24 protein-coding genes are annotated in these 22,206 nt (G+C 69.1%); 12 read left to right on the forward strand and 12 right to left on the reverse strand.

Annotated features, from left to right (window positions below; genetic code table 11):
- The first annotated feature begins 28 nt into the window (after positions 1–28).
- Complete coding sequence (locus ACQPY0_RS51110; protein ID WP_432978569.1) at positions 29–1,531, forward strand: glycosyltransferase family 2 protein; 1,503 nt, start codon at positions 29–31, stop codon at positions 1,529–1,531.
- On the opposite strand, the gene ACQPY0_RS51115 is transcribed toward ACQPY0_RS51110, so the two are convergent.
- The 4 genes from ACQPY0_RS51115 to ACQPY0_RS51130 all read right to left on the reverse strand — a co-directional run bounded on the left by ACQPY0_RS51115 (position 1,491) and on the right by ACQPY0_RS51130 (position 7,338).
- On the reverse strand, positions 1,491–3,164 hold the full coding sequence (locus ACQPY0_RS51115; protein ID WP_432978572.1) for an ATP-binding protein: 1,674 nt from the start codon (positions 3,162–3,164) through the stop codon (positions 1,491–1,493). The genes ACQPY0_RS51110 and ACQPY0_RS51115 overlap by 41 nt on opposite strands.
- An 83-nt stretch (positions 3,165–3,247) precedes the next feature.
- Entirely contained in the window at positions 3,248–3,976 is a 729-nt protein-coding gene (locus ACQPY0_RS51120) for a hydrolase (RefSeq protein WP_432978575.1), read from the reverse strand.
- 732 nt (positions 3,977–4,708) lie between these two features.
- Positions 4,709–5,416 carry a response regulator transcription factor gene (locus ACQPY0_RS51125; protein ID WP_246655778.1) on the reverse strand — a complete coding sequence of 236 codons (708 nt, stop codon included), beginning with the start codon at positions 5,414–5,416 and terminating at the stop codon, positions 4,709–4,711.
- Positions 5,413–7,338 carry a PAS domain-containing sensor histidine kinase gene (locus ACQPY0_RS51130; protein ID WP_432978579.1) on the reverse strand — a complete coding sequence of 642 codons (1,926 nt, stop codon included), beginning with the start codon at positions 7,336–7,338 and terminating at the stop codon, positions 5,413–5,415. The genes ACQPY0_RS51125 and ACQPY0_RS51130 overlap by 4 nt, the downstream gene beginning before the upstream one ends.
- A gap of 114 nt (positions 7,339–7,452) precedes the next feature.
- On the opposite strand from ACQPY0_RS51130, the gene ACQPY0_RS51135 reads away from it, so the two are divergent.
- Positions 7,453–8,154: a sensor histidine kinase gene (locus tag ACQPY0_RS51135; RefSeq protein ID WP_432978582.1), complete on the forward strand. Its 702-nt coding sequence runs from the start codon at positions 7,453–7,455 to the stop codon at positions 8,152–8,154.
- A 46-nt stretch (positions 8,155–8,200) separates the two neighbouring features.
- On the opposite strand, the gene ACQPY0_RS51140 is transcribed toward ACQPY0_RS51135, so the two are convergent.
- The gene (locus ACQPY0_RS51140; protein ID WP_432978585.1) at positions 8,201–8,527 is read right to left on the reverse strand and encodes an MmcQ/YjbR family DNA-binding protein; all 327 of its coding nucleotides are present in this window, start codon (positions 8,525–8,527) and stop codon (positions 8,201–8,203) included.
- A gap of 172 nt (positions 8,528–8,699) precedes the next feature.
- On the opposite strand from ACQPY0_RS51140, the gene ACQPY0_RS51145 reads away from it, so the two are divergent.
- Positions 8,700–9,335 (forward strand): response regulator transcription factor, encoded by a 636-nt coding sequence (locus tag ACQPY0_RS51145; RefSeq protein WP_432978588.1) that lies wholly within the window; start codon positions 8,700–8,702, stop codon positions 9,333–9,335.
- Between the two features lie 59 nt (positions 9,336–9,394).
- Here the strand turns inward: ACQPY0_RS51145 and ACQPY0_RS51150 are convergent, their stop codons facing one another.
- Positions 9,395–10,825, reverse strand: a complete 1,431-nt coding sequence (locus ACQPY0_RS51150; RefSeq protein WP_432978591.1) for a ricin-type beta-trefoil lectin domain protein — start codon at positions 10,823–10,825, stop codon at positions 9,395–9,397.
- A gap of 417 nt (positions 10,826–11,242) precedes the next feature.
- Between ACQPY0_RS51150 and rox the strand changes: the two genes are divergently transcribed.
- On the forward strand, positions 11,243–12,667 hold the full coding sequence (gene rox, locus ACQPY0_RS51155; RefSeq protein WP_432978594.1) for a rifampin monooxygenase: 1,425 nt from the start codon (positions 11,243–11,245) through the stop codon (positions 12,665–12,667).
- A 274-nt stretch (positions 12,668–12,941) separates the two neighbouring features.
- On the opposite strand, the gene ACQPY0_RS51160 is transcribed toward rox, so the two are convergent.
- From ACQPY0_RS51160 to ACQPY0_RS51185, 6 genes are all read right to left on the reverse strand, one after another.
- The gene (locus ACQPY0_RS51160) at positions 12,942–13,331 is read right to left on the reverse strand and encodes a hypothetical protein (RefSeq protein WP_432978597.1); all 390 of its coding nucleotides are present in this window, start codon (positions 13,329–13,331) and stop codon (positions 12,942–12,944) included.
- Between the two features lie 139 nt (positions 13,332–13,470).
- A complete protein-coding gene (locus tag ACQPY0_RS51165) occupies positions 13,471–13,857 on the reverse strand; it encodes a hypothetical protein (protein ID WP_432978600.1) in 387 nt (128 codons plus the stop codon).
- The gene (locus ACQPY0_RS51170; RefSeq protein ID WP_432978603.1) at positions 13,854–14,072 is read right to left on the reverse strand and encodes a hypothetical protein; all 219 of its coding nucleotides are present in this window, start codon (positions 14,070–14,072) and stop codon (positions 13,854–13,856) included. The genes ACQPY0_RS51165 and ACQPY0_RS51170 overlap by 4 nt, the downstream gene beginning before the upstream one ends.
- A gap of 6 nt (positions 14,073–14,078) precedes the next feature.
- On the reverse strand, positions 14,079–14,330 hold the full coding sequence (locus tag ACQPY0_RS51175) for a hypothetical protein (RefSeq protein ID WP_432978606.1): 252 nt from the start codon (positions 14,328–14,330) through the stop codon (positions 14,079–14,081).
- Positions 14,331–14,398: 68 nt separating this feature from the next.
- A complete protein-coding gene (locus ACQPY0_RS51180) occupies positions 14,399–14,944 on the reverse strand; it encodes an NUDIX hydrolase (protein WP_432978609.1) in 546 nt (181 codons plus the stop codon).
- Between the two features lie 14 nt (positions 14,945–14,958).
- Positions 14,959–15,084, reverse strand: coding sequence for a hypothetical protein (locus ACQPY0_RS51185; RefSeq protein ID WP_432978612.1), 126 nt, complete (start codon positions 15,082–15,084; stop codon positions 14,959–14,961).
- Positions 15,085–15,305: 221 nt separating this feature from the next.
- On the opposite strand from ACQPY0_RS51185, the gene ACQPY0_RS51190 reads away from it, so the two are divergent.
- The 8 genes from ACQPY0_RS51190 (at position 15,306) to ACQPY0_RS51225 (ending at position 20,617) form a co-directional block, all read left to right on the forward strand.
- The gene (locus ACQPY0_RS51190; RefSeq protein ID WP_432978615.1) at positions 15,306–16,091 is read left to right on the forward strand and encodes a hypothetical protein; all 786 of its coding nucleotides are present in this window, start codon (positions 15,306–15,308) and stop codon (positions 16,089–16,091) included.
- A 301-nt stretch (positions 16,092–16,392) separates the two neighbouring features.
- Complete coding sequence (locus ACQPY0_RS51195; protein WP_432978617.1) at positions 16,393–16,734, forward strand: hypothetical protein; 342 nt, start codon at positions 16,393–16,395, stop codon at positions 16,732–16,734.
- Positions 16,735–16,937: 203 nt separating this feature from the next.
- On the forward strand, positions 16,938–17,450 hold the full coding sequence (locus tag ACQPY0_RS51200; protein WP_432978620.1) for a hypothetical protein: 513 nt from the start codon (positions 16,938–16,940) through the stop codon (positions 17,448–17,450).
- Complete coding sequence (locus ACQPY0_RS51205) at positions 17,431–18,057, forward strand: hypothetical protein (RefSeq protein WP_432978622.1); 627 nt, start codon at positions 17,431–17,433, stop codon at positions 18,055–18,057. The genes ACQPY0_RS51200 and ACQPY0_RS51205 overlap by 20 nt, the downstream gene beginning before the upstream one ends.
- An 11-nt stretch (positions 18,058–18,068) precedes the next feature.
- Positions 18,069–18,533: a hypothetical protein gene (locus ACQPY0_RS51210; protein ID WP_432978625.1), complete on the forward strand. Its 465-nt coding sequence runs from the start codon at positions 18,069–18,071 to the stop codon at positions 18,531–18,533.
- A gap of 487 nt (positions 18,534–19,020) precedes the next feature.
- The gene (locus ACQPY0_RS51215; protein ID WP_432978628.1) at positions 19,021–19,416 is read left to right on the forward strand and encodes a hypothetical protein; all 396 of its coding nucleotides are present in this window, start codon (positions 19,021–19,023) and stop codon (positions 19,414–19,416) included.
- Positions 19,417–19,460: 44 nt separating this feature from the next.
- Positions 19,461–20,324 (forward strand): sporangiospore maturation cell wall hydrolase GsmA, encoded by an 864-nt coding sequence (gene gsmA, locus ACQPY0_RS51220; protein WP_432978631.1) that lies wholly within the window; start codon positions 19,461–19,463, stop codon positions 20,322–20,324.
- Positions 20,325–20,449: 125 nt separating this feature from the next.
- Positions 20,450–20,617, forward strand: coding sequence for a hypothetical protein (locus ACQPY0_RS51225; protein WP_432978634.1), 168 nt, complete (start codon positions 20,450–20,452; stop codon positions 20,615–20,617).
- Positions 20,618–22,206 lie beyond the last annotated feature (1,589 nt).

Here is a 22,206-nt window from a genome sequence, read left to right on the forward strand (position 1 = left end):
TGATGCCAGAAGCAAGGACAGCGCTGTGATGGCGGAGTGGGTACGGCAGCTGCTCACCGTGACGGATGTCTTCATCCTCACGTACTTCCTGGTCATCAACAGCAGCTACCTGGTGCTGATCGTGCTGGCGAGCGCCGAGTTCGTGCACCACCTGCGCCGGGTCCCCTTCGCCGGGCACGAGGAGACGTACCGCAGCCCGCTCACCGAGCCCGTCTCCGTCCTGGTGCCGGCCTACAACGAGTCGGCCGGCATCGTGCAGTCGGTCCAGGCGATGCTCGCGCTGCGGTACCCCGTCTTCGAGGTCATCGTCATCGACGACGGCTCCAGCGACGACACCTTCGAGCGGCTGCGGGAGGAGTTCGGGCTCGTCGAGGTGCCCCGGGTGGTGCCGGACGCGACACCCACCCGCGGCGGCATCGTCTCCATCCACGTGCCCCGGGACCGGCCCGACCCGCTCGTGGTGGTGCGCAAGGAGAACGGCGGCAAGACCGACGCGCTCAACACCGGGATCAACGTCGCGCAGTACCCCCTGGTCTGCATGGTCGACGCGGACTCCATCCTCGACCCGCAGGCGCTGCTGAGCGTGGCCAAGCCCTTCTCCGACGACCCGGTGCGCACGGTCGCCTCGGGCGGGGTCATCCGGATCGCCAACGGTTGCACCGTCGTGGCCGGCCGCATCGTCGACGTGCGGATGCCGGGAAAGTGGCTGCCACGGGTGCAGGTGGTGGAGTACCTGCGGGCCTTCCTGCTCGGGCGCACGGGCTGGTCCCGGCTGGGCGGGCTGCTCATCATCTCCGGCGCGTTCGGCATCTTCCGCCGCGATCTGCTCGTGGAGGTCGGCGGCCTGGCGCACGACTGCATCGGCGAGGACGCCGAGCTCGTGGTGCGCCTGCACAAGCACCTGCGCCGGCAGAAGCGCGACTACCGGATCGTCTTCGTCGCCGAGCCGGTGTCGTGGAGCGAGGCGCCGAGCACGTTCAGGGTGCTGAGCAAGCAGCGCCGCCGCTGGCACCGCGGGATCACCGAGATCCTGTCGAAACACAAGAGCATGATCCTGAATCCGCGGTACGGCCGGATCGGCCTCGTCGCCATGCCGTACTACGTGCTGTTCGAGCTGCTGGCGCCGGTGATCGAGCTCGCCGGGCTGATCCTGGTCCCGCTCGGGCTCTACGCCGGCGCCGTCGACGCCCGCTTCGCGCTCATGTTCATCGCCGTCGCCTATGGCTACGCGCTGCTGCTCAACCTCGTGGCGCTGACCGTCGAGGAGTACTCGTTCCACCGCTACCACCGGTGGACGGACCTGGTCGCCTCGGTGCTCGCATCCATCTTCGAGAACGTCGGCTACCGGCAGATCACGGCGCTGTGGCGCGTCATGGGCATGTGGTCGGCGATCCGGGGCGGCAAGCACGTGTGGGGCGAGATGACGAGGACGGGCTTCCAGACGGTACAGACGCAGCCCTTCGCGGCGAAGCCGCCGGAGCCGCCGGAGTCTAGAGCCAGACAGGACGCTCGCGCGGAATCCGGATCGTGAACGTCGTGCCGTGGCCGGCCAGGCTGTCCACGGCGATCTCGCCGCCGTGGCCCTCCACGATCGTCTTGGTGATCGCCAGGCCCAGCCCGGCGCCCTGCACCGCCTCGCGAACCGCGAACGTGCCGCGGAAGAACCGCGTGAACAGCCGCGGTTGCTCGTCCGGGTCGATGCCGACGCCGTTGTCGCGGACCTTGATCTCCACGTGGTCGCCGTCGATCCGCGCGGTCAGCTCGATCAGCCCGCCGTCCGGGGTGAAGTTGACGCCGTTGACGAGCAGGTTCGAAAGCGCCCGCCGCAGCTGCTCGGGGTCGGCCGCCACGGTGCCCAGCGGCCCCTCGGCGGCGAGCACGAGCCGGTGCCCGCGCCGCTTGGCCCGCGGCTCGACGGCCGCGCGGGCGGCGGCGAGCACCTCGTGCAGGTCGGTCTCGCGAAACTCCAGATCGAAGACGCCGGCCTCCACCTTCGAGATGGTGAGCAGGTCCTCGATCAGCGCGCGCAGCCGGTCGCAGTTGCGGCTGATGACGCCGAGCATGCGCGTCTGCGCCGGGGTGAGCGGCCCCGCGTCGCCGGCGGTGAGCACCTCCAGGTGCCCGATCACGTTGGTCAGCGGCGTGCGGAACTCGTGCGAGACCGTGGCCACGAAGTCGCTCTTGGCCACGTCGAGCTCGCGCAGCCGGGCGACGGCCTCGCGCTCGTGCTCGTACGCGTGGCGCAGCGCGTCCTCGGTCCGCTTCCGGTCGGTGATGTCGTGCACGAACGCGTTGAACGTCCAGCCCGTCATCGGGTCCTGGACCGCCCAGACGGCGAGCTCGATGGGAAACTCGTAGCCGTTGGCGTGCCACGCGCTGATCTCGATCCGGCTCTCCAGGAACCGCTTCTCCCCCGTCGTGAGGAAGCGCCCGACGCCGAGATGGTGGGCCTCGCGGAACCGCGGCGGCACGATCGTGTCGGCCAGCCGCCGCCCGATCGCCTCCTCCTTGGACAGCCCGAAGACCTTCTCTGCGGCCGCGTTCCAGGAGGTGATCATGCCGCCCTCATCCATGGCGACGAACGCCTCGATGCAGCTGTCGAGGATGCGCTGCAGCCGCCGCGAGCCGAACATCATCGCCTGCCGCGCGGCCATCCGGTCGGCGACCCGGCCGAGCTGGATGCCGACGTCGGCCATGATCTCCATCAGCCCCTGGTCCGGCTCGACCGGCTCCCGGGTGAAGAACTCCAGCACCGCGGCGACGATCCCGCGCGCGGAGACCGGGAACGCGATCGCCGACCCGGCGCGGTCGACCAAGGGCCGGACGAGGCTCGTCTCCGTCCTCAGGTCGGCGATCCACTGTGGCCGCCCGGTCTTCGCGACGCGCCCGACGATCCCGCTGCCGAACGGGAAGCGCACGTCCTCGCTGGCCTTGCGCAGCTCGGCGAACTCCCCCGGCACGTCCTCGTGCCACACGTCGGTGGAGACGAACACCCGCCGGTCCCGCTCGTCGGGCAGGCAGAGGTGCCCCACCGGCCAGCCGGTCGCCGCGCACACCGCGTTGATGACCGGCAGCCCGGCGTCGCGGAGGTCATCGGCTTCGTTCGCGATCCGGGTCGCCTCCTGCAGAAGTGAGACGAGGACGAGTTCGCGATCCTTCGGCACATCTTGATGCTAATTGCCGGACCCGCCGGGATTCGCCGGTTTCCGGGGAACCCACGGCGGGTCCGAGGCGCGGTGGCGCGGGGTTACGCGGCGGCCGCCGACTGCGACACGGCCGCGGCGGTCTCGCGGACGTACCGGTAGTAGCCGACCTCGCTCGCCCGCACCGCGTCGCTGGCCGCCGCGAGGCGCACGCCGCCGTCGAGGCACGCCTGCACCAGGCGCAGCCCCGGCAGCCGGTGCCGCTCACTGATCTCCACCACGGTCCCGTTGGCGCGGCAGGCCTCGACGAGCTCGGCGATGGCCGTGTCCGGCACTGCGGCCTCGTCGATCCCGGCCCGGGTCAGGAAGTCCAGCGGGCGGGCCAGGCGCGTCGGGGCGTATCGCGAGACCCGCTCCACGGCGAGCCCGGTCACGGTCACGACCTGGTCGATGACGTCGAGCGCGCGCATCGTGCCGTCGTCGATCCGGGTCCGCACGGCATCGGGGCTGAGCAGCCCGGCCGGCAGCGGCAGCCGGTTGAGCCCGACGGAGATGACCTCAAGCCCGCTCAGGTCGGACGGGAACGCGAGCCAGCCGTCGATGCCGATCGCCTCGACCTCGACACCGCGGCGCAGCACGAGGTCGGTGCGCTGCTGGGCCCGCTGGATCGCCGAGAGGTACGGCGGCAGCCAGCTCGTGTCGGGCCCGACGCGATCAGCGAACGTGAGCTCGGTGAGGCCGGCCTGCTCGGCCGCGGCGACGAGCACGCTGACGCTGTCGCGACCGGACGAGAACGCGGTGTGGACGTGACCGTCAGCGGAGAGGTCGATCATTCGGCACTCATTTCGGGTGTCGTGGCTTCGTACTGCTCAAGCTTGGTCGCCGCGGGTCGCGCCCGACGTTCCCGCCGGGGTGCGGCTCGGTTCCCCACCCGCCGCCGCGGCTCGAAATGTCGGGCGCTCCGCACCGCGACATTTCGGACTTTTCGCCCGACACGCCATAAATCCCGATATGGCCGCTCGACGGCACGTCAAGATCGCGCTCCGGCGCGACGGCGCCTCGACGCTTGGACCGGGCCGCGCCACAGGCGGGCAGGCCCAGCCGGGCGGCGCGCAGCATCGCGCTCCGGCGCGACGGCGCCGCGACGCTTGGACCAGCCGCGCCACAGGCGGCCGGGCGCACCCGGGCGGCGCACTGGATCGCGCTCCGGCGCGACGGCGCCTCGACGCTTGGACCGGGCCGCACCACGGGCGGGCAGGCCCAGCCGGGCGGCGCGCAGCATCGCGCTCCGGCGCGACGGCGCCGCGACGCTTGGACCAGCCGCGCCACAGGCGGCCGGGCGCAGCCGGGCGGCGCGCAGCATCCCGCTCCGGGGCGACCGCGCCTCGGCGCTTGGACCGGACCGCGCCACAGGCGGCCGGGCGCAGCCGGGCGGCGCACTGGATCGCGCTCCGGCGCAACGGCGCCGCGACGCTTTGGACCGGCCGCGCCACGGGCGGCGGGCGCAGCCGGGCGGCGCGCCGCGCTCGCCCGGCACAACGCCCGACTTATCGCGATAAATCACCCTACTCCGCGCGATCCATGACCGGCCGCCGGTAGCGGTACCCGAACCCGCGCACAGACTCGATCGGCGAGGCGTCCGGGTCGGTCCAGCCCAGCTTCCGCCGCAGCCGCAGCACCGCGAACTTCACCCGCTCCGGCCCGATCCCCGTCGGATCGTCCCAGGCCTGCGCCAGCAGCTGGTTCGGCGACAGCACCGCCCCGGCGTGCCGGACCAGCACGTTGAGGAGCCGGAACTCGGTCGGGGTGAGGCGCACCTCGTCCCCGGCGACGAAGGTGCGCCGGGCCGCCGGGTCGATGCGCAGGACCCCGTCGTCGTACACCTCGTCGGCCCACGAGGCCGGCCCGGCGCTGCGCCGCAGCAGGGCCTCCACCCGGGCGACCAGCTCGGCGTTGGTGAACGGCTTGGTGAGGTAGTCATCGGCACCGCCGCGCAGGCCGCGGACCTTGTCGGACTCCTGGCCGTGCGCGGTCAGCAGCAGGACGGGCACGTCGCTGACGTCGCGGAGACGCTCCAGGACCTGCCAGCCGTCCATCCCCGGCAGGCCGATGTCCAGGATCACCAGCTCCGGTCGCTCGGTGTAGGCGTCCCGCAGCCCCGTACGGCCGTCCTTGGCGTGTGCGACCTGGTGCCCCGCCCGCGTCAGCAGCAGGCGCAGCGCCATGGCGATATCCGGATCGTCCTCGACGACGAGAAGTCGGCTCACGATCATCCCCCATTTCGTGCCGGTCGCGTGGGCAACGACAGCGTGACCGTCGTGCCGACCCCTTCAGTGCTGGCGACGCTGATGCTGCCGCCGTGTAACTCGACGATGGCCCGGCTGACGAGCAGCCCGAGACCAGTGCCGGGCATGACCTGCCGCCCGACGGCCGCGGTCACGTTGGAGCCGCGGAAGAACGCGCTGAACAGCCGCGGCAGGTCCGCGGCCGGGATGCCCACCCCGGAGTCGGCGACGGAGACGCTCCAGCCGTCGCCGTCCGGGCCCGGCCAGGCCTTGACCGTGACCTGGCCGCCGCTGGGCGTGAACTTCACCGCGTTGCTCACGAGGTTGTCCACGACCTGGTGGACCCGGGTGTCGTCGCAGACGATCTCGGGGCCGTCCGCGCAATCCAGGGTCAGCCCGATGCCGGCCGCGTGGGCCGCCGGAATACGCTCGGCGACCGCGACGCCCAGCAGCTCCGGCAGCCGGATGAGCATCGGCTTGAGCTGCAGGGTGCGCGCCTCGAGGCGGGACAGCAGCAGCAGGTCCTCGATGAGGCGCAGCAGGCGGTTGGCGTTGCGGTCGATGACGGACAGATACGTCTGCTGGTCCTCCGACAGATCCCCGCTCGTACTGTCGCCGAGCAGGTGCGAGAACGCCACGACCGACGACAGCGGGCCGCGCAGTTCGTGCGAGACGCTCGCGATGAACTCGTTGTTGAGCGCCGTCGCCTCGACCAGCGCCTGGTTGCGCTCCTCCAGGCCGCGGCTGCGCTCCTCCAGGCCCCGCCGGACGGCCACGCGGGCGGTGACGTCACGCAGGTGGACGAGCGTTCCCCCATCGGTACCGCCCGGGCCGGCCGGCCCCGTCACCGGCACGAGATCGATCTCCAGCACACGCCCGTCCTCGAACGCGAGCTCCTCGCCGATGACGGCGCGGCGGGCCCGCATGCCGGCGCGCAGCCGGTCGAGGCGGCCCGTGTCGGGGCCGAGCCGGGCGATGGTGCGCGCGATGACCTGGGGCCAGTCCAGCGGCTCGGCGTCGTCGGGGTCGTGCTCGGGACTGACCTCCAGCACCCCGGTGTCCAGCAGCCGGTGCGCGGCCCGGTTGGCCAGGCACACGCGGCGCTCGTCGTCGAGCATGAGCAGCCCGTCGTCCATCGTCTCGACGAGCCGGGCCAGGCGTTGCTGCTCGATGCGGGCGGTCCGCTCGGCCTCGCGCTGGGCGGTGACGTCGAGGCCGTAGAAGACGACGGCGCCGACGTCCGCGTCGTCGACGAAGCTGCGGGCGCCGATCTCGATGGTTCGGAAGCGGCCGTTGACGGTGCACACCCGCAGGTCCAGGGAGTACTCCGGCGACCGCCCGGCGCAGCAGGCCAGGAACAGCGCGACGGCCGCCGGGCGATCGTCGGGGTGCACGATGTCGAGCAGGCGGAAGTCGGGCGGGCGGTGCCGGTCGTAGCCGAGCACCGTGGTGAACGAGTCGGACAGCGCGCTCCAGCCGCGGGCCGGGTCGACGATGAGGATCAGCCCGCGGGCGCCGGCCGTGAGCGCCCACGCCAGCGGCGAGCCGTGCATCGACGGGGGCGGCACCGGGCGGCACGGCTGGGCCAGGGCCCGGTCGGCCGCCGCGGCGATCTCGGCGGCGGCCGGCAGCAGCTCGGCACGGGCGGGCTCGGCGCTGAACTCGACCCGCAGCTCCTGCCCCCACTGCGCGGGGCCGACCGGCAACCGCTCCAGCAGGTCGATCGCGCCGACGACCGGGGCGAGGGCGGGCAGGATGTCGGCCGAGCGCACGCCCGAGAAGCCCCGCAACTCGGACACGAGCCGCTGCGCGTCCACCACCGTGGCCGCGTTCGCCGCACGCACCACCAGGTCGACCACGGCGTCCTCGATCAGGCCGGTGTCGACCAGGCGGTCGGTCTCTCCACGCAAAGCACTCCTCGCCGACAGTGATGGCGGCGTTTGTCGCTTACTGTCGGTACACACATATCCTACGCAATGTAATGACATGTCCTGTAACGTTTCCGGAGGACCGAGCGAGTGCCGATGGCTGACGTACCATCCCGGCGATCGCCTGACACAGCAGACCGATCACCTGACGAACCGCGCGCCGCCGACCTGTCCCAGCTGCGCACGGAGTTCATCCGGGTCGCGTCGCACGAGCTGCGCACCCCGCTGACGTCGATCGTCACGTTCGCGACGATGCTCGAGTCAGCCGACGAGTCCGTCCCGCTCACGCCCGCCGACCGGCAGGCCGCGATCGGCGTGATCCGGCGCAACGCCGAGCACATGCAGGTCATCGTGGCCGACCTGCTCCTGCTCAGTCACCTGGAGACGGACGAGGTGCCCCTGGACCTGGCCCCGCTACGCGTCTCGGAACTGCTGGACTTCCCGGGTGTACCGCGAACGGTCGCCCCGGGCCCCGACCTCATGGGCGATCGCCCCCTGCTGCGCGAGCTGTTCCACACCGCGGTCCAGGTCGTGGCGCTCACCGGCCCCGCCGAGGTCACCGCGGAGCACGCCGCCGGGCGCTGGCACGTCGTCGTGACCGCCGCCACCGGCACCTCCCTGACCGCGGAGCGACTGCTGTCCATGCGCATCCCGCACCCGGAGCGGCCCGAGGAGCACCGCACCGGCGCGCTGGCCCTCATGCTCGGCCGCGAGATCGCCGCACGGCACGGCGGCAGCATGGTCACGTCGGTCGACCGGCCGGGGGTGACCGTCCGCATCGCCCTTCCGGCCCGCTGAGCGCCCGATTCCCCGGCCGCTGCGACCACGAGTCACCGTGCGGTAGTCATCCGACCGTCTCGTACGCCGAGTCGATCCGCTCCTCCACGTCCTGCCAGTCGGGCGCGGTGAGGTCCACGCCGACCCAGCCGCGGTGCCCGACGTAGGGCGGCCGGAAGTACACCGTGGAGTCCTGCGCGACGAGCAGCTCCTGCACGCCCTCCGGCGCGGCGCACCACAGGTGCGGGAACCGGTTCTGGTGATGCCCGTCCGGCCAGACCTGGACGAAGGCCTTCCGCCCGCGCTTGAACAGCGGCGTGCCGTGGCTGACGTGCTCCGTGACGCCCGGCATCGCCAGGCAGATCTCGCGCACCCGTGTCACCAGATCGGACATGGATTCCAGCCTAGAACGGGACGTGTGTCATCCGGTGTCCGATTGTCCTTCGGTGCAGCACGGGTGCCGACGAGCGCAAGGCCATTGCAGCGTCTGGCGGGGCGCCGCGGCCCGCTGCGACGCTGTTCGGGCAGGGGTAAACGCCCAGGCCACACCTCGTTTAGGAGCCTTGATGACGATCCGACTGGTCGCCGTCGACGAACACGTCCTTCTCCGTCTCGGTCTCAGCCGGGTCGTGGCCACCGTTCCCGACATCACCCTCGTCGGCGAGGCCGGCAGCGCGACCGAGGCCGAGCGCGTCGTCGCCGAGACGCAGGCGAACGTCGTCACCATCGACGCGTCGCTCGCCGACACCGACGGCATCTCCCTGGCCCGCCGCCTGCGCACCCCGAGCCCGGACCTCGGCGTGGTGCTGCTCAGCGCGGTCAGCGACGACAACCTGCTCTACCGGGCGCTGGACGCGGGCCTCTCGGCGTACGTCACCAAGGCCGCCCCCATCTCGTCGGTCCTGGCCGCCATCCGCCACGCCGCCGTCGCGCCGCACTCCTTCACCGCGCCCGGCCTGTCCTCGGCCCTGTCCCGCCGCCGCGGCCAGACCGGCCTGCTCAGCCAGCGCGAGCAGGAGGTGCTGTCGCTGATGCGCGACGGGCTGAGCCTGCCCACGATCGCCCAGCGCCTGAGCGTCTCCGAGGCGACCGTCAAGACGTACGTGTCCCGGCTGTACAGCAAGCTGCGCGTGAACAACCGCTCCCAGGCGCTCATGGCCGCCGTCAACCAGGGCCTGCTGGTCTCGGTCGACGCCGCGTAGGCGCACAGAACGACGGCCCGGTCCCTCCCCCTGGGACCGGGCCGTACTATCGCTCGTTCCTACGCCGGAATCGTCACCCGCTGCGCGTTGGTGGCGTTGCAGTCCCACAGCTGCAACTGGGTCCCGTCGGTCGTACTGCTGGAGGGATCGTCCACGCACCGGCCGGACTGCGGGTTGCGCAGCGCCTGGCTGCCGGACACGTAGGTCCACTGCTGGGCGCCGGTCCCGTTGCAGTCGTACAGCTGCAGCTTGGTCCCGTTCGCGGTGGCCCCGGACGTCACGTCCAGGCACTTGCCGAGCGCCCGCACGGACCCGTCACCGGGGAACGACCACTGCTGCGCGCCGGTACCGTTGCAGCCCCAGATCTGGATCTTCGTGCCGTTGGCCGTCCCCGCGTTGCTGACGTCCATGCATTTGCCGAGTTGCACGAACGTCACGGGCCCGGTCTTCGACCCGCCGCCGCTGGCGAGCAGGAACTTGTTGTTCGCCGTGTTCCAGTGCGTGGCCAGGTAGGACCCGGCCGGCGGGTTGGTGTTGAAGTAGTCGTTCTTGTTGCAGTCGAGCCGGTTGTCCTGCGCCTGGTCGGTGCAGACCACGCGCAGCACGGTGCCGGGCCCGTCGTTGTAGCACATGATGTCGTAGTCGTCGGTGCAGTGCCCGTACGCGGTATGGTTCGGCGAGCTGCTCATCACCGCGCCCATGGCGTGCGTGAGCTCGTGCGCCGCCGGCCCGGACCCCCAGCAGCCGGAGTCGACCCGGCTGAAGCTGGCACCGGAGTTGTTGTAGTTCTCCTGCCCCGGCCGATCGTCGATGGTCACGTACGCGACCCCGCACAGCGCGGTGGCGTCGACGTACATGAGGTACTTGCGGTCGGTCCGGTTGTACCCCAGCGCCTTGATCGCATTGACGGAGTTGCCGAAGTCGCCCAGGGCGCTGTTGGCGATGGCCACGTTGGTGACCGAGATCTGGCAGCTCGAGTCGGTGACGAACCGGATGTGCCGCACCCCGCCGGTCTGCGCCGCGCTGGCGCTGTAGATGTCGTCGACGCCGGCCGTCCAGGTCCGGATCGAGGCGACATACTGGCTGTACCGGTCGGCGTTGCCGGAGCCGTGGATGTAGAGCACCTGCACCCGGTTGCCGCTCTGCCCGTCCCCGTCGCACACGACGCTGAGCGGCGCCGCCGCGACGGACGACAGCGGCGCGACGGACTGCTTCACGTCGGTGCCGGCGAAGGCGGCGTCGGGCCCGTGCGTGCAGGCCCCGGCGACGGACTTGAGCTCGAAGAGCCCCTTGCAGCGCCCGGCGCCGACCTTGAACCCGTCGTAGACGAGCCCCCGGGCGGAGTCGTTGGCCGGAATCGTGGGGTCCGGCGGCCCCTGCTGCTGTTGCTGCTGCGCCCAGGCAGGCGCGGTACTGATCCCCACGACGAGCAGCGCACCGGCCACAATGGCAAGCACCCTGCTGCGCGGCTGAACCTTCAATCGAAACATGGGCATCTCCCGCTGGCGGACGGGTCTCGGAACGCCCAGTGTGTGCTACCCAAACACCCCGAACAACCAAATGTTTAACTTTGTTTACTGTACGAAACGCCAACTTTTGGCAAAACCACCCAGGCGGACACACCCACTACTCCACGTCGCCGTGTCGTGATCACGTGGCCGGTAAAGGACTGGACGGGATGATGCTCGGGCTTGTAGCTTGCAGCTGACCGTGACACGGCTCGAGGAGGTGAGACCCATGAACGCTGTATCGATGTGGGTGCTCCCCCTGCCGGTCACGGTCGGGCGATTGACGTAGGTGTCGCCGGGAGCGCCTCGCCAACCAGGCACTCCCGAAAGGCAACACCTATGCACTCTCAGTTCACCGCCGAGCCGTCGCCAGCCTCTGGCGCCGAGCGCGCGCCCCTCATGTTCGACGTGATCATTGCCGGGTGCGGGCCGACCGGTGCGATGCTGGCCGCCGAACTACGGCTGCACGACGTGCGGGTTCTCGTCCTGGAGAAGGAAACCGAGCCCGTGTCGTTCGTCCGCATCGTCGGTCTGCACATTCGCAGTATCGAGCTGATGGCCATGCGCGGGCTGCTGGAGCGCATTCACGAACGCGGAAGACAGCGTCCGGCCGGCGGCTTCTTCGCCGCCATCGGCAAACCCGCGCCCGAGGGCCTGGATTCCGCGCACGCCTATCTGCTGGGCATCCCGCAGCCGGTCATCGTTCACCTGCTCGAAGAGCATGCGATCAAACTGGGGGCGCAGGTCCGGCGCGGTTGTGCGGTGGCCGATTTCAAGCAGGACGACGACGGTGTGACCGTCGAACTGGCCGACGGGGAACAGCTGCGTTCGCGCTATCTCGTCGGCTGTGACGGCGGGCGCAGCACGGTGCGCAAACTGCTCGGCGTCGGCTTCCCCGGCGAGCCCGCGCGGACCGAGACGCTGATGGGCGAGATGGAAGTGGGCGTGCCGCAGGAGGAGATCGCCGCCAAGATGACCGAAATCCGCGAGCCCCATCATCGATTCTGGCTCCGGCCCGCAGGCGTTGGGGTCTACAGCGTCGTAGTCCCCGCCGCCGGGGTCAGCGACCGCGCGAAACCGCCCACCCTCGAGGACTTCCAACAACAGCTGCGCGCCATCGCCGGAACCGATTTCGGCGTGCACTCCCCGCGCTGGTTGTCCCGCTTCGGCGATGCCACCCGGCTGGCCGAACGTTATCGGGTCGGGCGGGTGCTGCTGGCCGGCGACGCGGCACACATCCATCCACCGATCGGCGGACAGGGCCTCAACCTGGGCGTTCAGGACGCATTCAACCTCGGCTGGAAACTGGCCGCACAGATCCGCGGCTGGGCGCCGGGAACACTGCTGGACACCTACCAGGCCGAACGTCATCCGGTCGCCGAGGACGTGCTGGACAACACCCGCGCCCAGATGGAACTGCTGGCAGGCGAACCGGGCCCGCAGGCCGTACGCAGGCTGCTCACCGAACTGATGGACTTCGACGAGGTGAACCGCTATCTGATCGAGAAGATCACCGCGATCGGCATCCGCTACGACTTCGGCGCCGGCCCCGACCTGCTCGGCCGCCGCCTGCGCGACATCGACGTGAAACAGGGCCACCTCTACGGCCTGCTGCATCGCGGCCGCGGCCTGCTACTGGACCGCACCGAACGCCTGACCGTCGGCGGCTGGTCAGACCGCGTCGATTACCTCGCGGATCCCACTGCGGCACTGGATGCTCCGTGCGTCCTGCTACGCCCCGACGGCCACGTCGCCTGGATCGGCGACGATCAGCAGGACCTGGACGACCACCTCGCCCGCTGGTTCGGCAAGCCCGCCAACTGATCTCGCCCGAGCAACCGAAGATACACGCGAACCCGCCTGTCTCGGGTCGAGACCAGGACAGGGACGGGTTCGTGTGGTCATCCCGCATATCCGTCCGCTGGCATGGCGGAAAAGTGGCCATGCCAGCGCCGGTAGCCGGTCGTGCTGTCCAGATCTCGACCAGGGCCCCGGCGGCCGCTGAGCGCCCACGATCCTCGATGAGAGCGCCGATCCGTGGCCGAAGTGCCCACTCCCCGGCCAACACCGCCGCACAGATGTCCCGCACGTCGTGTGATCAGCGATTTCCCACGCCGAGAAGATCTTCCAGCATCGCCCGCGATCTGGGCGGCAACGGCTCGGCGGGGAAGAAGCGTTCGCAAAGTTCAAGCGCGGCGTCGATGGTGCTGATGCCGATAATGTCGGCGAGGGTGCGCAAGTCGTCCTCATCGCGGCTGCGGGCCGCGAATGCTTTCATGGCGAAGACGTGTTCCGGAGACGCCGCCATGACCCGGATTCCGGGGTGGTCGAACACCTCGCGCTTGCCGTCGTCCTGCTGCGTAGAGACGTAGGTGCTGGCCTGCTCATTCAGCCACCACGGCGGCAGCCCCATCGCCTCGGCCACGTTTCGTGCCTCCTCCAGGACAACGCCGTGTGGCACGAAGGTGGCATCGACGTCGCGGGTCACCGGTTCGCGTCGTACGCGAGGGCCGTCGCGGCGCCGCCGACGATGAAGAGGTCGGCAACCACTCCTCGCCGAACCAACCGATCGCCCAAGGCGGCGAATGCCCGCTCGAGCTCCGCTCGACCGAGGAGTCCGTCGTGGCTCATGCTGCTTCAAGGTCGCGAGCGGACAGGTAGACGCCGTGCTTGCGGAACGCGGCAGGCGCCCAGACCAGGGCTTCCATACGCTTGGACGGCAGCGACGACGGGAACCACGCGGTGGCAAGCACCCGGGACCGCGACCATTGCGGCGGCGCCTGGTCGAGCCGGGCGGCGAGATGCTCCGCCAAGGCGGCCAGGAGGGCGTCCCACTGTTCGTCGCCGGTCGGAGCAGGTTCCTCCTGGAGAAGGGCAGGTTGCCGCCCGGCCGGCTCCCAGCGGTACTCCTCCAGGAACGCCCAGACGTGCTTCCATCGGGTCTTCTCATCGGCCTGACGAGCCAGGTGAACGGCGAGGTCGGCAATGGTCATCGGTTGGTAGCGCATGATCACCGCGCCCTGGCTCCTGGATGCTTTCCTGGCTCACTATGCAGTCTCCTGCAGAGGTTACCGCCGCGAACGATTGCGGCGCCAAGCGTTGTGGACCGATCCCACCTCTCTTCCTCGTGCGCGACGTCCTCGGCGAACGCCTCCAGGCCGCCGGGCATGGCCATCGCGATGAAGGTCGCGGCCCCGACGATCTGGTTGCCGTAGCCGAAGGTGTCCACTACCGTCTACCGCCTTCCCCGCGGGTCACCGGGCGCAGCCGAATCCTGCTGATGCGGCTGGAAGCTGAACTCGGCGACGTATGACGCCGGGCCGGCCGTGTTCAGGATGAACCGGACCTGCTGGCCGTTGATCCGGCGATCGGCGCAGAGCAGGTTGCTCGGGCCGCCCGGGTCCCGGACCGGCCACGCGGCACCGCCCAGCGCACCGCGGTAGTGCGCGACAGCGGATTCCTGGGTGAGGGACGAGAGGACGGTCATCGACGCCCAGCGTGTGCCCGGCCGCTTTGCCGGCCATGCGGCCACGGTAGCGGGGAAGGTTCGGCACCCTAGAGGAGGCGGCGGGACAGGAGCAGGGCCGCTGCCGTCTCCAGGCCGTGGATCGTCCGGCCCACCTCCTCCAGGGCCACGGCGAACGGGATCGTCGTCGTGCTCATGTCGAAGTAGCGCTCGATCTCCGTGTCGCCCGTCGGCGCCGTGGATTGGTGGACCGGCGTGGCCAGGAAGACGTGGACGTACTTGTTCGTCTCCGAAGGCAACGCGTAGTAGCGGCCGAGATCGTGCAGAGAACCCTCCCCGGTCAGGGTGTAGCCCGTCTCCTCGGTCAGTTCCCGCAGGGCGGCCGCCGACGGGGGTTCCCCCTCCGCGATGAGACCCGCCGGAAGCTCCAGGGTGTCCAGCTTCAGGTTGTGCCGATACTGCCGCACGAACACCACATCACCCGCCGCCGTGACGGGCACGACCATGACGCTCGGCGGCGTGTCCACGTAGTACCAGTCGATCTCATGGCCGTCGCGCATGCGCAGGGCCTCGCGGACGAAGCGTTTCGGGGCCTCCACCAGCGCCTCGGTGGACAGCAGGAGCGCGTCCTTCACGGGCGCCGAGACTACTACCAGGCGCCGCCGACCAGCGTGACCGCGGCAACCAGGGTGATCCCCAGCAGGATGGCGGCGAGGCTGACGTCCAGCGTCGCCGCGCCCCGGTCCCCGTAACGCTTGGCCAGCAGATCCTTCATGCAGAACCCCCAGGATTCGTACTTGGTGTAGCCAAACTATGACGGATCGTGATCGAACGGGTCTGTCCCGTCGCCGCCCGGAGGACACGCGACGATCACCCGACAGCCGGGTTCCGGACGGGTGTCGACGCGTCGCCGGCGGGAACCTGAGCACCATGGCGTCTTGGGCGCATTTGCCGAAAGTCACCCCTGCCAGGGGCGATGCGGACCAGAATGGGTCTGTGCCGAAGATCGACACTGGTCTCGCGGCGACGGTACTGCGGGCCCTGATCCCGCTCGTGCTCTGCGCCGCCTGGCTGGTGGGCGAACCGCCCATGACGATGCAGACGGCCCGGTTCGCGATCGTGATCCCGGGGCCCCCGACCGGACAGCCGGCCGAGGCGGCCATGGACGGCGGGCGCTGCGCGGACCCGGCGGGCACGTGGCTGGGGATGCGCTGGCGCGACGCGTTCAAATGGCGGGTGAACGAGAAGACCATCCCGGCGTACCTCGGCGACCGCACCGCCGTCGTCAACTCACTGCGCAGCGCGGCCTACACCGTGGACATCGGGCGAAACGACTGCGGCCTGCCGGAGAACCTCGGCATCTCCGAGTCCTACGCCGGCAAGACCGACCACGTCGCCGGCGTCACCCCTTCCGGCGGGTGCGGCGAGCGCGACGGGCACAACGCGGTGTCGTTCGGCCCGCTCAACCAGGGGCTACTCGCGGTCACGTGCATCTGGTGGTTCGGCGGCAAGGGTAACGGCCGCAGCGTCGAGGCCGACATCCTCATCGACGACACCGAGGGCCTGTTCTTCCTCAACACCCCGCCGGCGTGCAGCAACCGCTGGGACCTGGAGGGCACGATCACGCACGAGTTCGGGCACGTGTTCGGGCTCGGGCACGTGGCATACGCCCAGCACTCGGCACTCACCATGACCGACGGGCTGCCGGACTGCTCCACCGCGTACCGCGGGCTCGGGCTCGGCGACTACCTGACGCTCAAGCAACAGTACGGGACCAACTGAAGGTGGTCTTGATGAGGTGCTGGTGGACACCGTACTCACCCGTCGTGACCTAGGCAAACGCTCGTGACGTCGGCCAGTGTTAGTCAAGGCTGGTCGTCGTCGGACGGCCTGGAGACGGCCTGGCGCAGCGCCAGACCTCGCCCAGCCCGGTGCCATCCCGTCCGCCGTCGACCCGCCACCATTTGGAAGCGCCCCTCCGCCCGGGACGCCCCGTCAACTCGCCGTTGACAGTTGACAGTTGACGCTGCCACCCCGGGCGGCGGGGCGCTTGGCTGCGCCTGGGTTAATGGTGGCGGGCAGCATGACACCAGGCACCACCGACTACCACAAGCGAACGGTAATCATCCTGGAGTCCGAGATCCCCGCCGGAGGCATCAAAGACCCGTACGTGCCCAGCACCGTCAGTGCAGCCCGGGGCCCTGGTACTCGTCGTCACGCGCTGCTTCAGCTTCCTGAAGAGCGAACTCGTAAAGCCCCGGGCTGTTGCCTTGCGTCTTTGGTGGCCCGCCGCTATTTCGTGCTGTTCGCTGGTGCCACGGACTGGAACGCCGCCGCCCGAGCCGAAGGCCAAGGGCGAGCGGCCCGGCGCTTGCGCCAGTTCCGCTGCGGCGCGGGCGAGCGGCCCGTTTTCGCGCCGCCTTGAAGACGTACAGAAAGTTCTCACAGGCCGGAACCCGTCGGCTGCGCGGTGGGTCCGTGGTCCATCGTTCGGGTGGATCGGAACTTTCAGTCGGGCGCGACGCGGGACATACTGGACATCACGCTTGACGGAGCGTTCGCTATTGGCGACTCTCGGCACCACGGTCGGCTGCGCTACCATGCCGGAAGGGTTTACAGTTGGCTAAAGTGCGGCGCAAGAGGATCGCCAGTGGCGACTACTGCATGATCGAATGTGCTGTGCGGGAGGATGGGTCGTCGCCAGCGGCCTGGTTCCTTGAGCAGCTGAGGCAGGGTTCCTGGGAGGAGGATCCTGACACAACTGGGTTGCCGGATGACGCCCAGATTGGCGACTATTACAAGTTAATGACGTGGTTCGAGATGTTGGCCAACGATGGCCTTCCGGCCTACCAACGGGCTGTCAACTACCTGGAAGAGGGTATTTGGGAGTTCAAGTTGGGAGCTAAGCGGCTTACGTTCTTTGATACGCCAGGGGACGGCACCTTCACGCCGAAGCCTAAGATCCTTGATCGCGATTTGGCCGTTAACGACGATGACTTTTGGTGGTTTCCCGAGTTTGATCCGGTAATTCGACTCGGTCACTTCTGGCCCAAGATGGGTAAGTGGGCGGAGTCGGAAGATATCGATGAGGCCGTTGCCGTGCGAGAGGAGGACATCCAGCATGACAAAGAAGCGGGATGAAAACGATCGCCGATCGTTGGTCGATGAGGTCGACTCGACGCGTAAGGGTGCACAGGGAATGGCTGCCGCAAGACTTGCCATTCAGATCGTTCGTCTTTTGGTTACGGCGAAGAGTCAATCTCGGCTGACTAACCGAGATCTGGCAGATGAGCTGGATGTGACCGAGGGTCGAGTTTCTCAGGTCCTTAACGGCGATGGCAATATCCACATCGGCACTCTCGCGCGTTTTATGCATGCCATGGGGTATGCTTTGGAGATTGTTGCGATGCCGCTTCGGTCTGATCGCGAGCCGATTTACGGCGCGGCAAAGCGGTTGCGTAGGCGGCGGGACGGCGGGGCGGCGTCCTCGGGCTTGTCCGAGACTGCACGCTCCGAGCATGTGGAACTGTTTGAGCAGCGATTCCTGACGCCGCATGGTGTAGTCGACTATTCGATGTACGTACCTTCTGACAGTGCCCTTGGATGTGCGCCGACCGGCGGACCTGTCGCAAAAGGGAAGGTGCGAATTTCATCCCTCTCAACGGGCCACACTGGGTCGGTCCGCGTTGGCAAGACAGGGTGGAAGGCGAAAGAGCCTGAACCCGGTCCCGTTACAACGGCCGCGTAAGGGTGCAATCGGTGACGACGACTACCCAATCATTGCAAACATCGGAAATGATCGAGCTTCAGGCACTTGTGCTTGAAGAGTGCGCCGTTAAGCGCGGCGATGCCACCAATGCCGATGCGGGTAATGTGGATTCAGACTTCAATATTCACCCTTCGTATAGCGAAGGGGATTTGCGCTTTTTGGTGCAGAGTAGTCATGACTTCCATAACGCCGATGGCGAGTTGATCGTTACGATCGATGTGTCGTTTTCGGCGTGGTACCGCGTACGTGGGCAAGCTGACCTGTCGGAGAGCTTCCTGCAGGGCTACGTCAACAACAGCCTTATGCGCCAGGTTATACCGTTTGTGCGCGAATTCCTCGCCAACATGACGAACCGGCTCGGAATCGAGACCTTCTATCTACCGCTGTTTGTTCGTACTGGGGCTATTGAAGCTGGGGATTCGATCGAGAACGGGCCGACAGATAAGCCCGAATAAGAGGCCGCGCAAATGGGTGGACGTTCATGGTCGGCGGGTGGGACGCTGTCCCAGCGGTAGAGGGTCCATGCCTGGCGGATGAGGCTGCAAGGACCACTAAGCTAAGGGGATTGGCGATAGCATCCGCCGGTGTGGAACCTGACGATGATCACGCCTAACACGTCGTCTACGTCTCCTCAGCGGACCCCGGCACCTCATCGCTGCCGCTCGCGTGGCCCGCTGAGGCCACTCGTCAGGGTGACGGATGGCGCCTAATGGTGCTTACGGTCGTCTGGGTGGTGCGGCTCGCAACTCCCAGACGGCGGCTACTCCGACATTTCAAGTGTTAATCACCGCGCGGCGAGCGATCAACCACATGTTGCGGCGCGTGTCTGAGACGGCCTGATGACGACCTGGCGCGAATCATGGTCGGCCGATCGTCTGGTGGAGGCCCAGGTGACGGCAGTACGGGACCAAATGACCCCCGCTTGCGGGGCACGCGTACCTGGTGCTGTTCGCCCTGGTGGCGCCGACCGCGCCGGTGGACGGCTCGACGCCGTGCCGCTTCGCCTGGCCCGCCCTGCAGGCGAGCGCGGTCGCGGCCACCGGCGCCGGCATCCGGCGCAACCGCCCGCCGACCCGCCGCGCCGACGATCTCGCCCGTCGCGCCACCCACGACCCGCTCACCGGCCTCGGCGACCGCGCGCTGCTCGCCGAGCGCGTGCCCGTGTCGCTACGCCGGCTCAGAGACCCGCACCCACCCCGCAACGGCCTGGAGACCCTGCGCCGGCACGGCCTGCCGCAGGGCACCGCCGCGCTCGAGCGCCCGCGCGCCGCCGGCGTCCGGGTGGGGGCGGCAACGGCCTGGCACCTGGCGGGGAACGAGGCGCGCAACCCCGGCTGACGACCTTTGAGGGGACCTGCCCACCCCTCATGGGAGATCAGTTGATGTTGCGCAACCTCAAGCAGTACGTCTTCGCTCCGGCGCTGGCCCTTGCCGCGACCGCCACGACCCTCGTCGTGGCCGCTGCACCGGCCGACGCCGCCGTTGTCAGCGTTCGCGTCAAGGGCCAGCTCGCCGCTCGTACCGGCGCCGCCAACTGGTTCGGCCAGACCCGGATCGTCAGGAACAAGCAGAAGGTGACCGTCACCTGCAAGGTGAGCGGCCAGTACCTGCGCGGCAACGTCCGCCGGACCGCCCAGTGGGACCGCACCGCCCTCGGCGACTTCATCTCGCACGCCTACGTCTCGGGCAATCCGAAGCTGCCGATCTGCGCCCCGCCGGCCCCGCCCGCACCGCCCGCCGCGGTCCCCGCCGGCCCGACCGGCACCATGACCAACGAGCAGTTCCTCGCCGCCTCCATCCCGGCCGCCCAGCAGAGCCAGCGCGACACCAAGGTCCCCACCTCCGTCACCCTGGCCCAGGCGATCCTGGAGTCGGGCTGGGGCCGCAGTTCGCTGTCGGCCAACGACAACAACTTCTTCGGCATGAAATGCTTCAACAACGTGCCGGGGTCCTACGCGGCGGGCTGCAAGGCGTACAGCACGCAGGAGTGCGACGCCCAGGGCACGTGCACGACGACGGTGGCGACGTTCCGCACGTATCGCGCATCGGTGGACTCGTTCCGCGACCACGGTTCGAACCTGAAGTCGCTGGCCCGATACGCGGCCGCGTTCAACTACACGAACAACCCGAACCAGTTCATCGCCGAGGTCCACAAGGGCGGCTACGCCACGGACCCGCAGTACACGACGAAGGTCATCGCCCTGATGACCAAGTACAACCTCTACCAGTACGACGTGGCCGGCTAGGCCCGCCTCTCCACCGGTACGGATTGGGAACAACCTCAGCAACGGCGGTCATGCTCGGTTCGCTCCGGGCGTGGCCGCCGTCGCGCGTTGTCCGAGCGTCGACCAGCGAGCGGGGGAATCGCAAGATGGCTGACCCTCTCAGCAACCCAGACCGCAACTTCCTGCGCCGCGCGATCGAGTTCTCCCGCCACGCGCTGGAAGACGAAGGAAAGACGCCATTCGGCGCACTGATCTTCGTGGACAACGAGATCATGGCCTTGCGAGACGCCGGGACAAGGCTCCGCGCCACCTGATGCCCGACGGCGGCGGGTGACCGCCGAGTCGTCGCCGGTGTCCTAGATGCGCCGTCACCTGCTGGGGCAGCGGATCGGACGCGTCTGGTGTGTCGGGGGTTGGTCCCAGCGGCAGTGGTGGTTCGTGTCGGTTCGCGCTGGCTGGGACCCGGTCCTGGGGGATTCCTGTACCCTCGACCGTGTTGGGGCGTTTTATCCCATGTTTGCCCCGGTTGGCCGGGGGGCGGCCGGGGACCTCACCGCCGCCGGGAGCTTTGGTGATGCATCCGTCCACGGCGATGTCCTCCCGGGCCGGACTGACAATCTGTTGACCTCACATGGGCAGCGTTCGATGAGGCCTGCCACGGCGGGGGCATCGGCGTTGTCGAGCCGTTTTGTCGTCTGCCTTTGGTCCAGGTTTCCTGCGTCAAGCACCACGACGCCGGGGCGGGGTATTGCAGTGACCCGGCGCGGTGATCGGGTGCCCCTGTATTCGGCATGTTCGTGGCCGATGACCCAGCTTCCGTCGCGTCGGGGTGGCAAGCCTCGACGCGGTGTGTGCGTGCACCATTTGACATTTCGCCGGCTGTGCGGGGCGGCGGGTCGGGCTGGATTCTGGGAGAATGAATGCATGGGGCAGTTGCAATTGTTTTGCAAGTCTGAATTGGCTGCCATGCGTGACCGGACCAGGTCGCGTCGTTATTCTGCGGCGAATGAGGAGTTCCGTCGGGAACATGCTCGGCATCGCGCGTGGGGTCTCGCTCAACGACATGCCGAGAAACTCCGCCGAATACGCGCGAGCACCCCGCCGGCAAGCGTGGCTGCCGACGGCCGGGAAGACGCAGTGAACGAACCAGCCACCCCGGCTCCCGCCACAGCCCCGGCCCCGGCCCCCGCCACGGCCCCGACCTCGGCGCCACGCACGGCCACGACCCTCGCCCCGGCCTCGGCGCCGCGCACGACCCCGGCATGGCCCAGCCACAACCCCGGCACCGCGCCGTGGCCATGGCCACGGCCACGGCGCGGCCGCCGACCAAGGCCCCAGCCAGGACCTCGGCACCGCCGGCCAAGGACAGGGCCTCGGCACGCCACCGGCGGAAACACCGCCACCGGCCCAAGCACCGCCACCGGCCGAAACACCGCCACCGGCCGAAGCGCCCGCGCAGCCCGGACCACCCCGCGATCGATGCCGGCTCGGACGACCACACCGCAGTGCCGCACCCGACGCATGGCGCCGATCAACCCGGCCCCGCCTCGCAGCGCCGGGCCGCACCCACCGCATCAGCGCCATCCCGCCGGCCCGTCGGCGCGGCGCGGGCACGCCCGCGAGAATCCGCGCCGGCCCGCCGACACGACACCGCGAAGCAATACCGGCGAGCATCAGCGCCTGCCAGCACATGAGAACTGTTCCCGGGGAAATCTCACGCACGAAATCCGTCCAGCCCTATCCCAACGGACCACCGACCAGCATTTCCCAGCGCCTCAAGAACGACGACGACGCACGAGCGCGTGCGTCGACAGGCGTGGACCCTGTACCGGTGGGACAAGCGCCCCGGCCCATGATCTTGACCTATTCGCGCGGCCTCTAAGCTCGCGTGAGTTGCTGTGGG

This window comes from Dactylosporangium sp. CA-233914 (assembly GCF_050942935.1).
Classification (GTDB): Bacteria; Actinomycetota; Actinomycetes; order Mycobacteriales; family Micromonosporaceae; genus Dactylosporangium.

What these genes read in the sequence shown, in the direction of transcription:
- ACQPY0_RS51110 (WP_432978569.1), top strand. Translation starts at nt 29, where the DNA reads ATGGCGGAGTGGGTACGGCAGCTGCTCACCGTGACGGATGTCTTCATC.
- ACQPY0_RS51120 (WP_432978575.1), bottom strand. Translation starts at nt 3,976, where the DNA reads ATGATCGACCTCTCCGCTGACGGTCACGTCCACACCGCGTTCTCGTCC.
- ACQPY0_RS51125 (WP_246655778.1), bottom strand. Translation starts at nt 5,416, where the DNA reads ATGATCGTGAGCCGACTTCTCGTCGTCGAGGACGATCCGGATATCGCC.
- ACQPY0_RS51135 (WP_432978582.1), top strand. Translation starts at nt 7,453, where the DNA reads ATGGCTGACGTACCATCCCGGCGATCGCCTGACACAGCAGACCGATCA.
- ACQPY0_RS51140 (WP_432978585.1), bottom strand. Translation starts at nt 8,527, where the DNA reads ATGTCCGATCTGGTGACACGGGTGCGCGAGATCTGCCTGGCGATGCCG.
- ACQPY0_RS51145 (WP_432978588.1), top strand. Translation starts at nt 8,700, where the DNA reads ATGACGATCCGACTGGTCGCCGTCGACGAACACGTCCTTCTCCGTCTC.
- ACQPY0_RS51150 (WP_432978591.1), bottom strand. Translation starts at nt 10,825, where the DNA reads ATGTTTCGATTGAAGGTTCAGCCGCGCAGCAGGGTGCTTGCCATTGTG.
- rox (WP_432978594.1), top strand. Translation starts at nt 11,243, where the DNA reads ATGTTCGACGTGATCATTGCCGGGTGCGGGCCGACCGGTGCGATGCTG.
- ACQPY0_RS51175 (WP_432978606.1), bottom strand. Translation starts at nt 14,330, where the DNA reads ATGACCGTCCTCTCGTCCCTCACCCAGGAATCCGCTGTCGCGCACTAC.
- ACQPY0_RS51185 (WP_432978612.1), bottom strand. Translation starts at nt 15,084, where the DNA reads ATGAAGGATCTGCTGGCCAAGCGTTACGGGGACCGGGGCGCGGCGACG.
- ACQPY0_RS51195 (WP_432978617.1), top strand. Translation starts at nt 16,393, where the DNA reads ATGACACCAGGCACCACCGACTACCACAAGCGAACGGTAATCATCCTG.
- ACQPY0_RS51205 (WP_432978622.1), top strand. Translation starts at nt 17,431, where the DNA reads ATGACAAAGAAGCGGGATGAAAACGATCGCCGATCGTTGGTCGATGAG.
- gsmA (WP_432978631.1), top strand. Translation starts at nt 19,461, where the DNA reads ATGTTGCGCAACCTCAAGCAGTACGTCTTCGCTCCGGCGCTGGCCCTT.
- ACQPY0_RS51225 (WP_432978634.1), top strand. Translation starts at nt 20,450, where the DNA reads ATGGCTGACCCTCTCAGCAACCCAGACCGCAACTTCCTGCGCCGCGCG.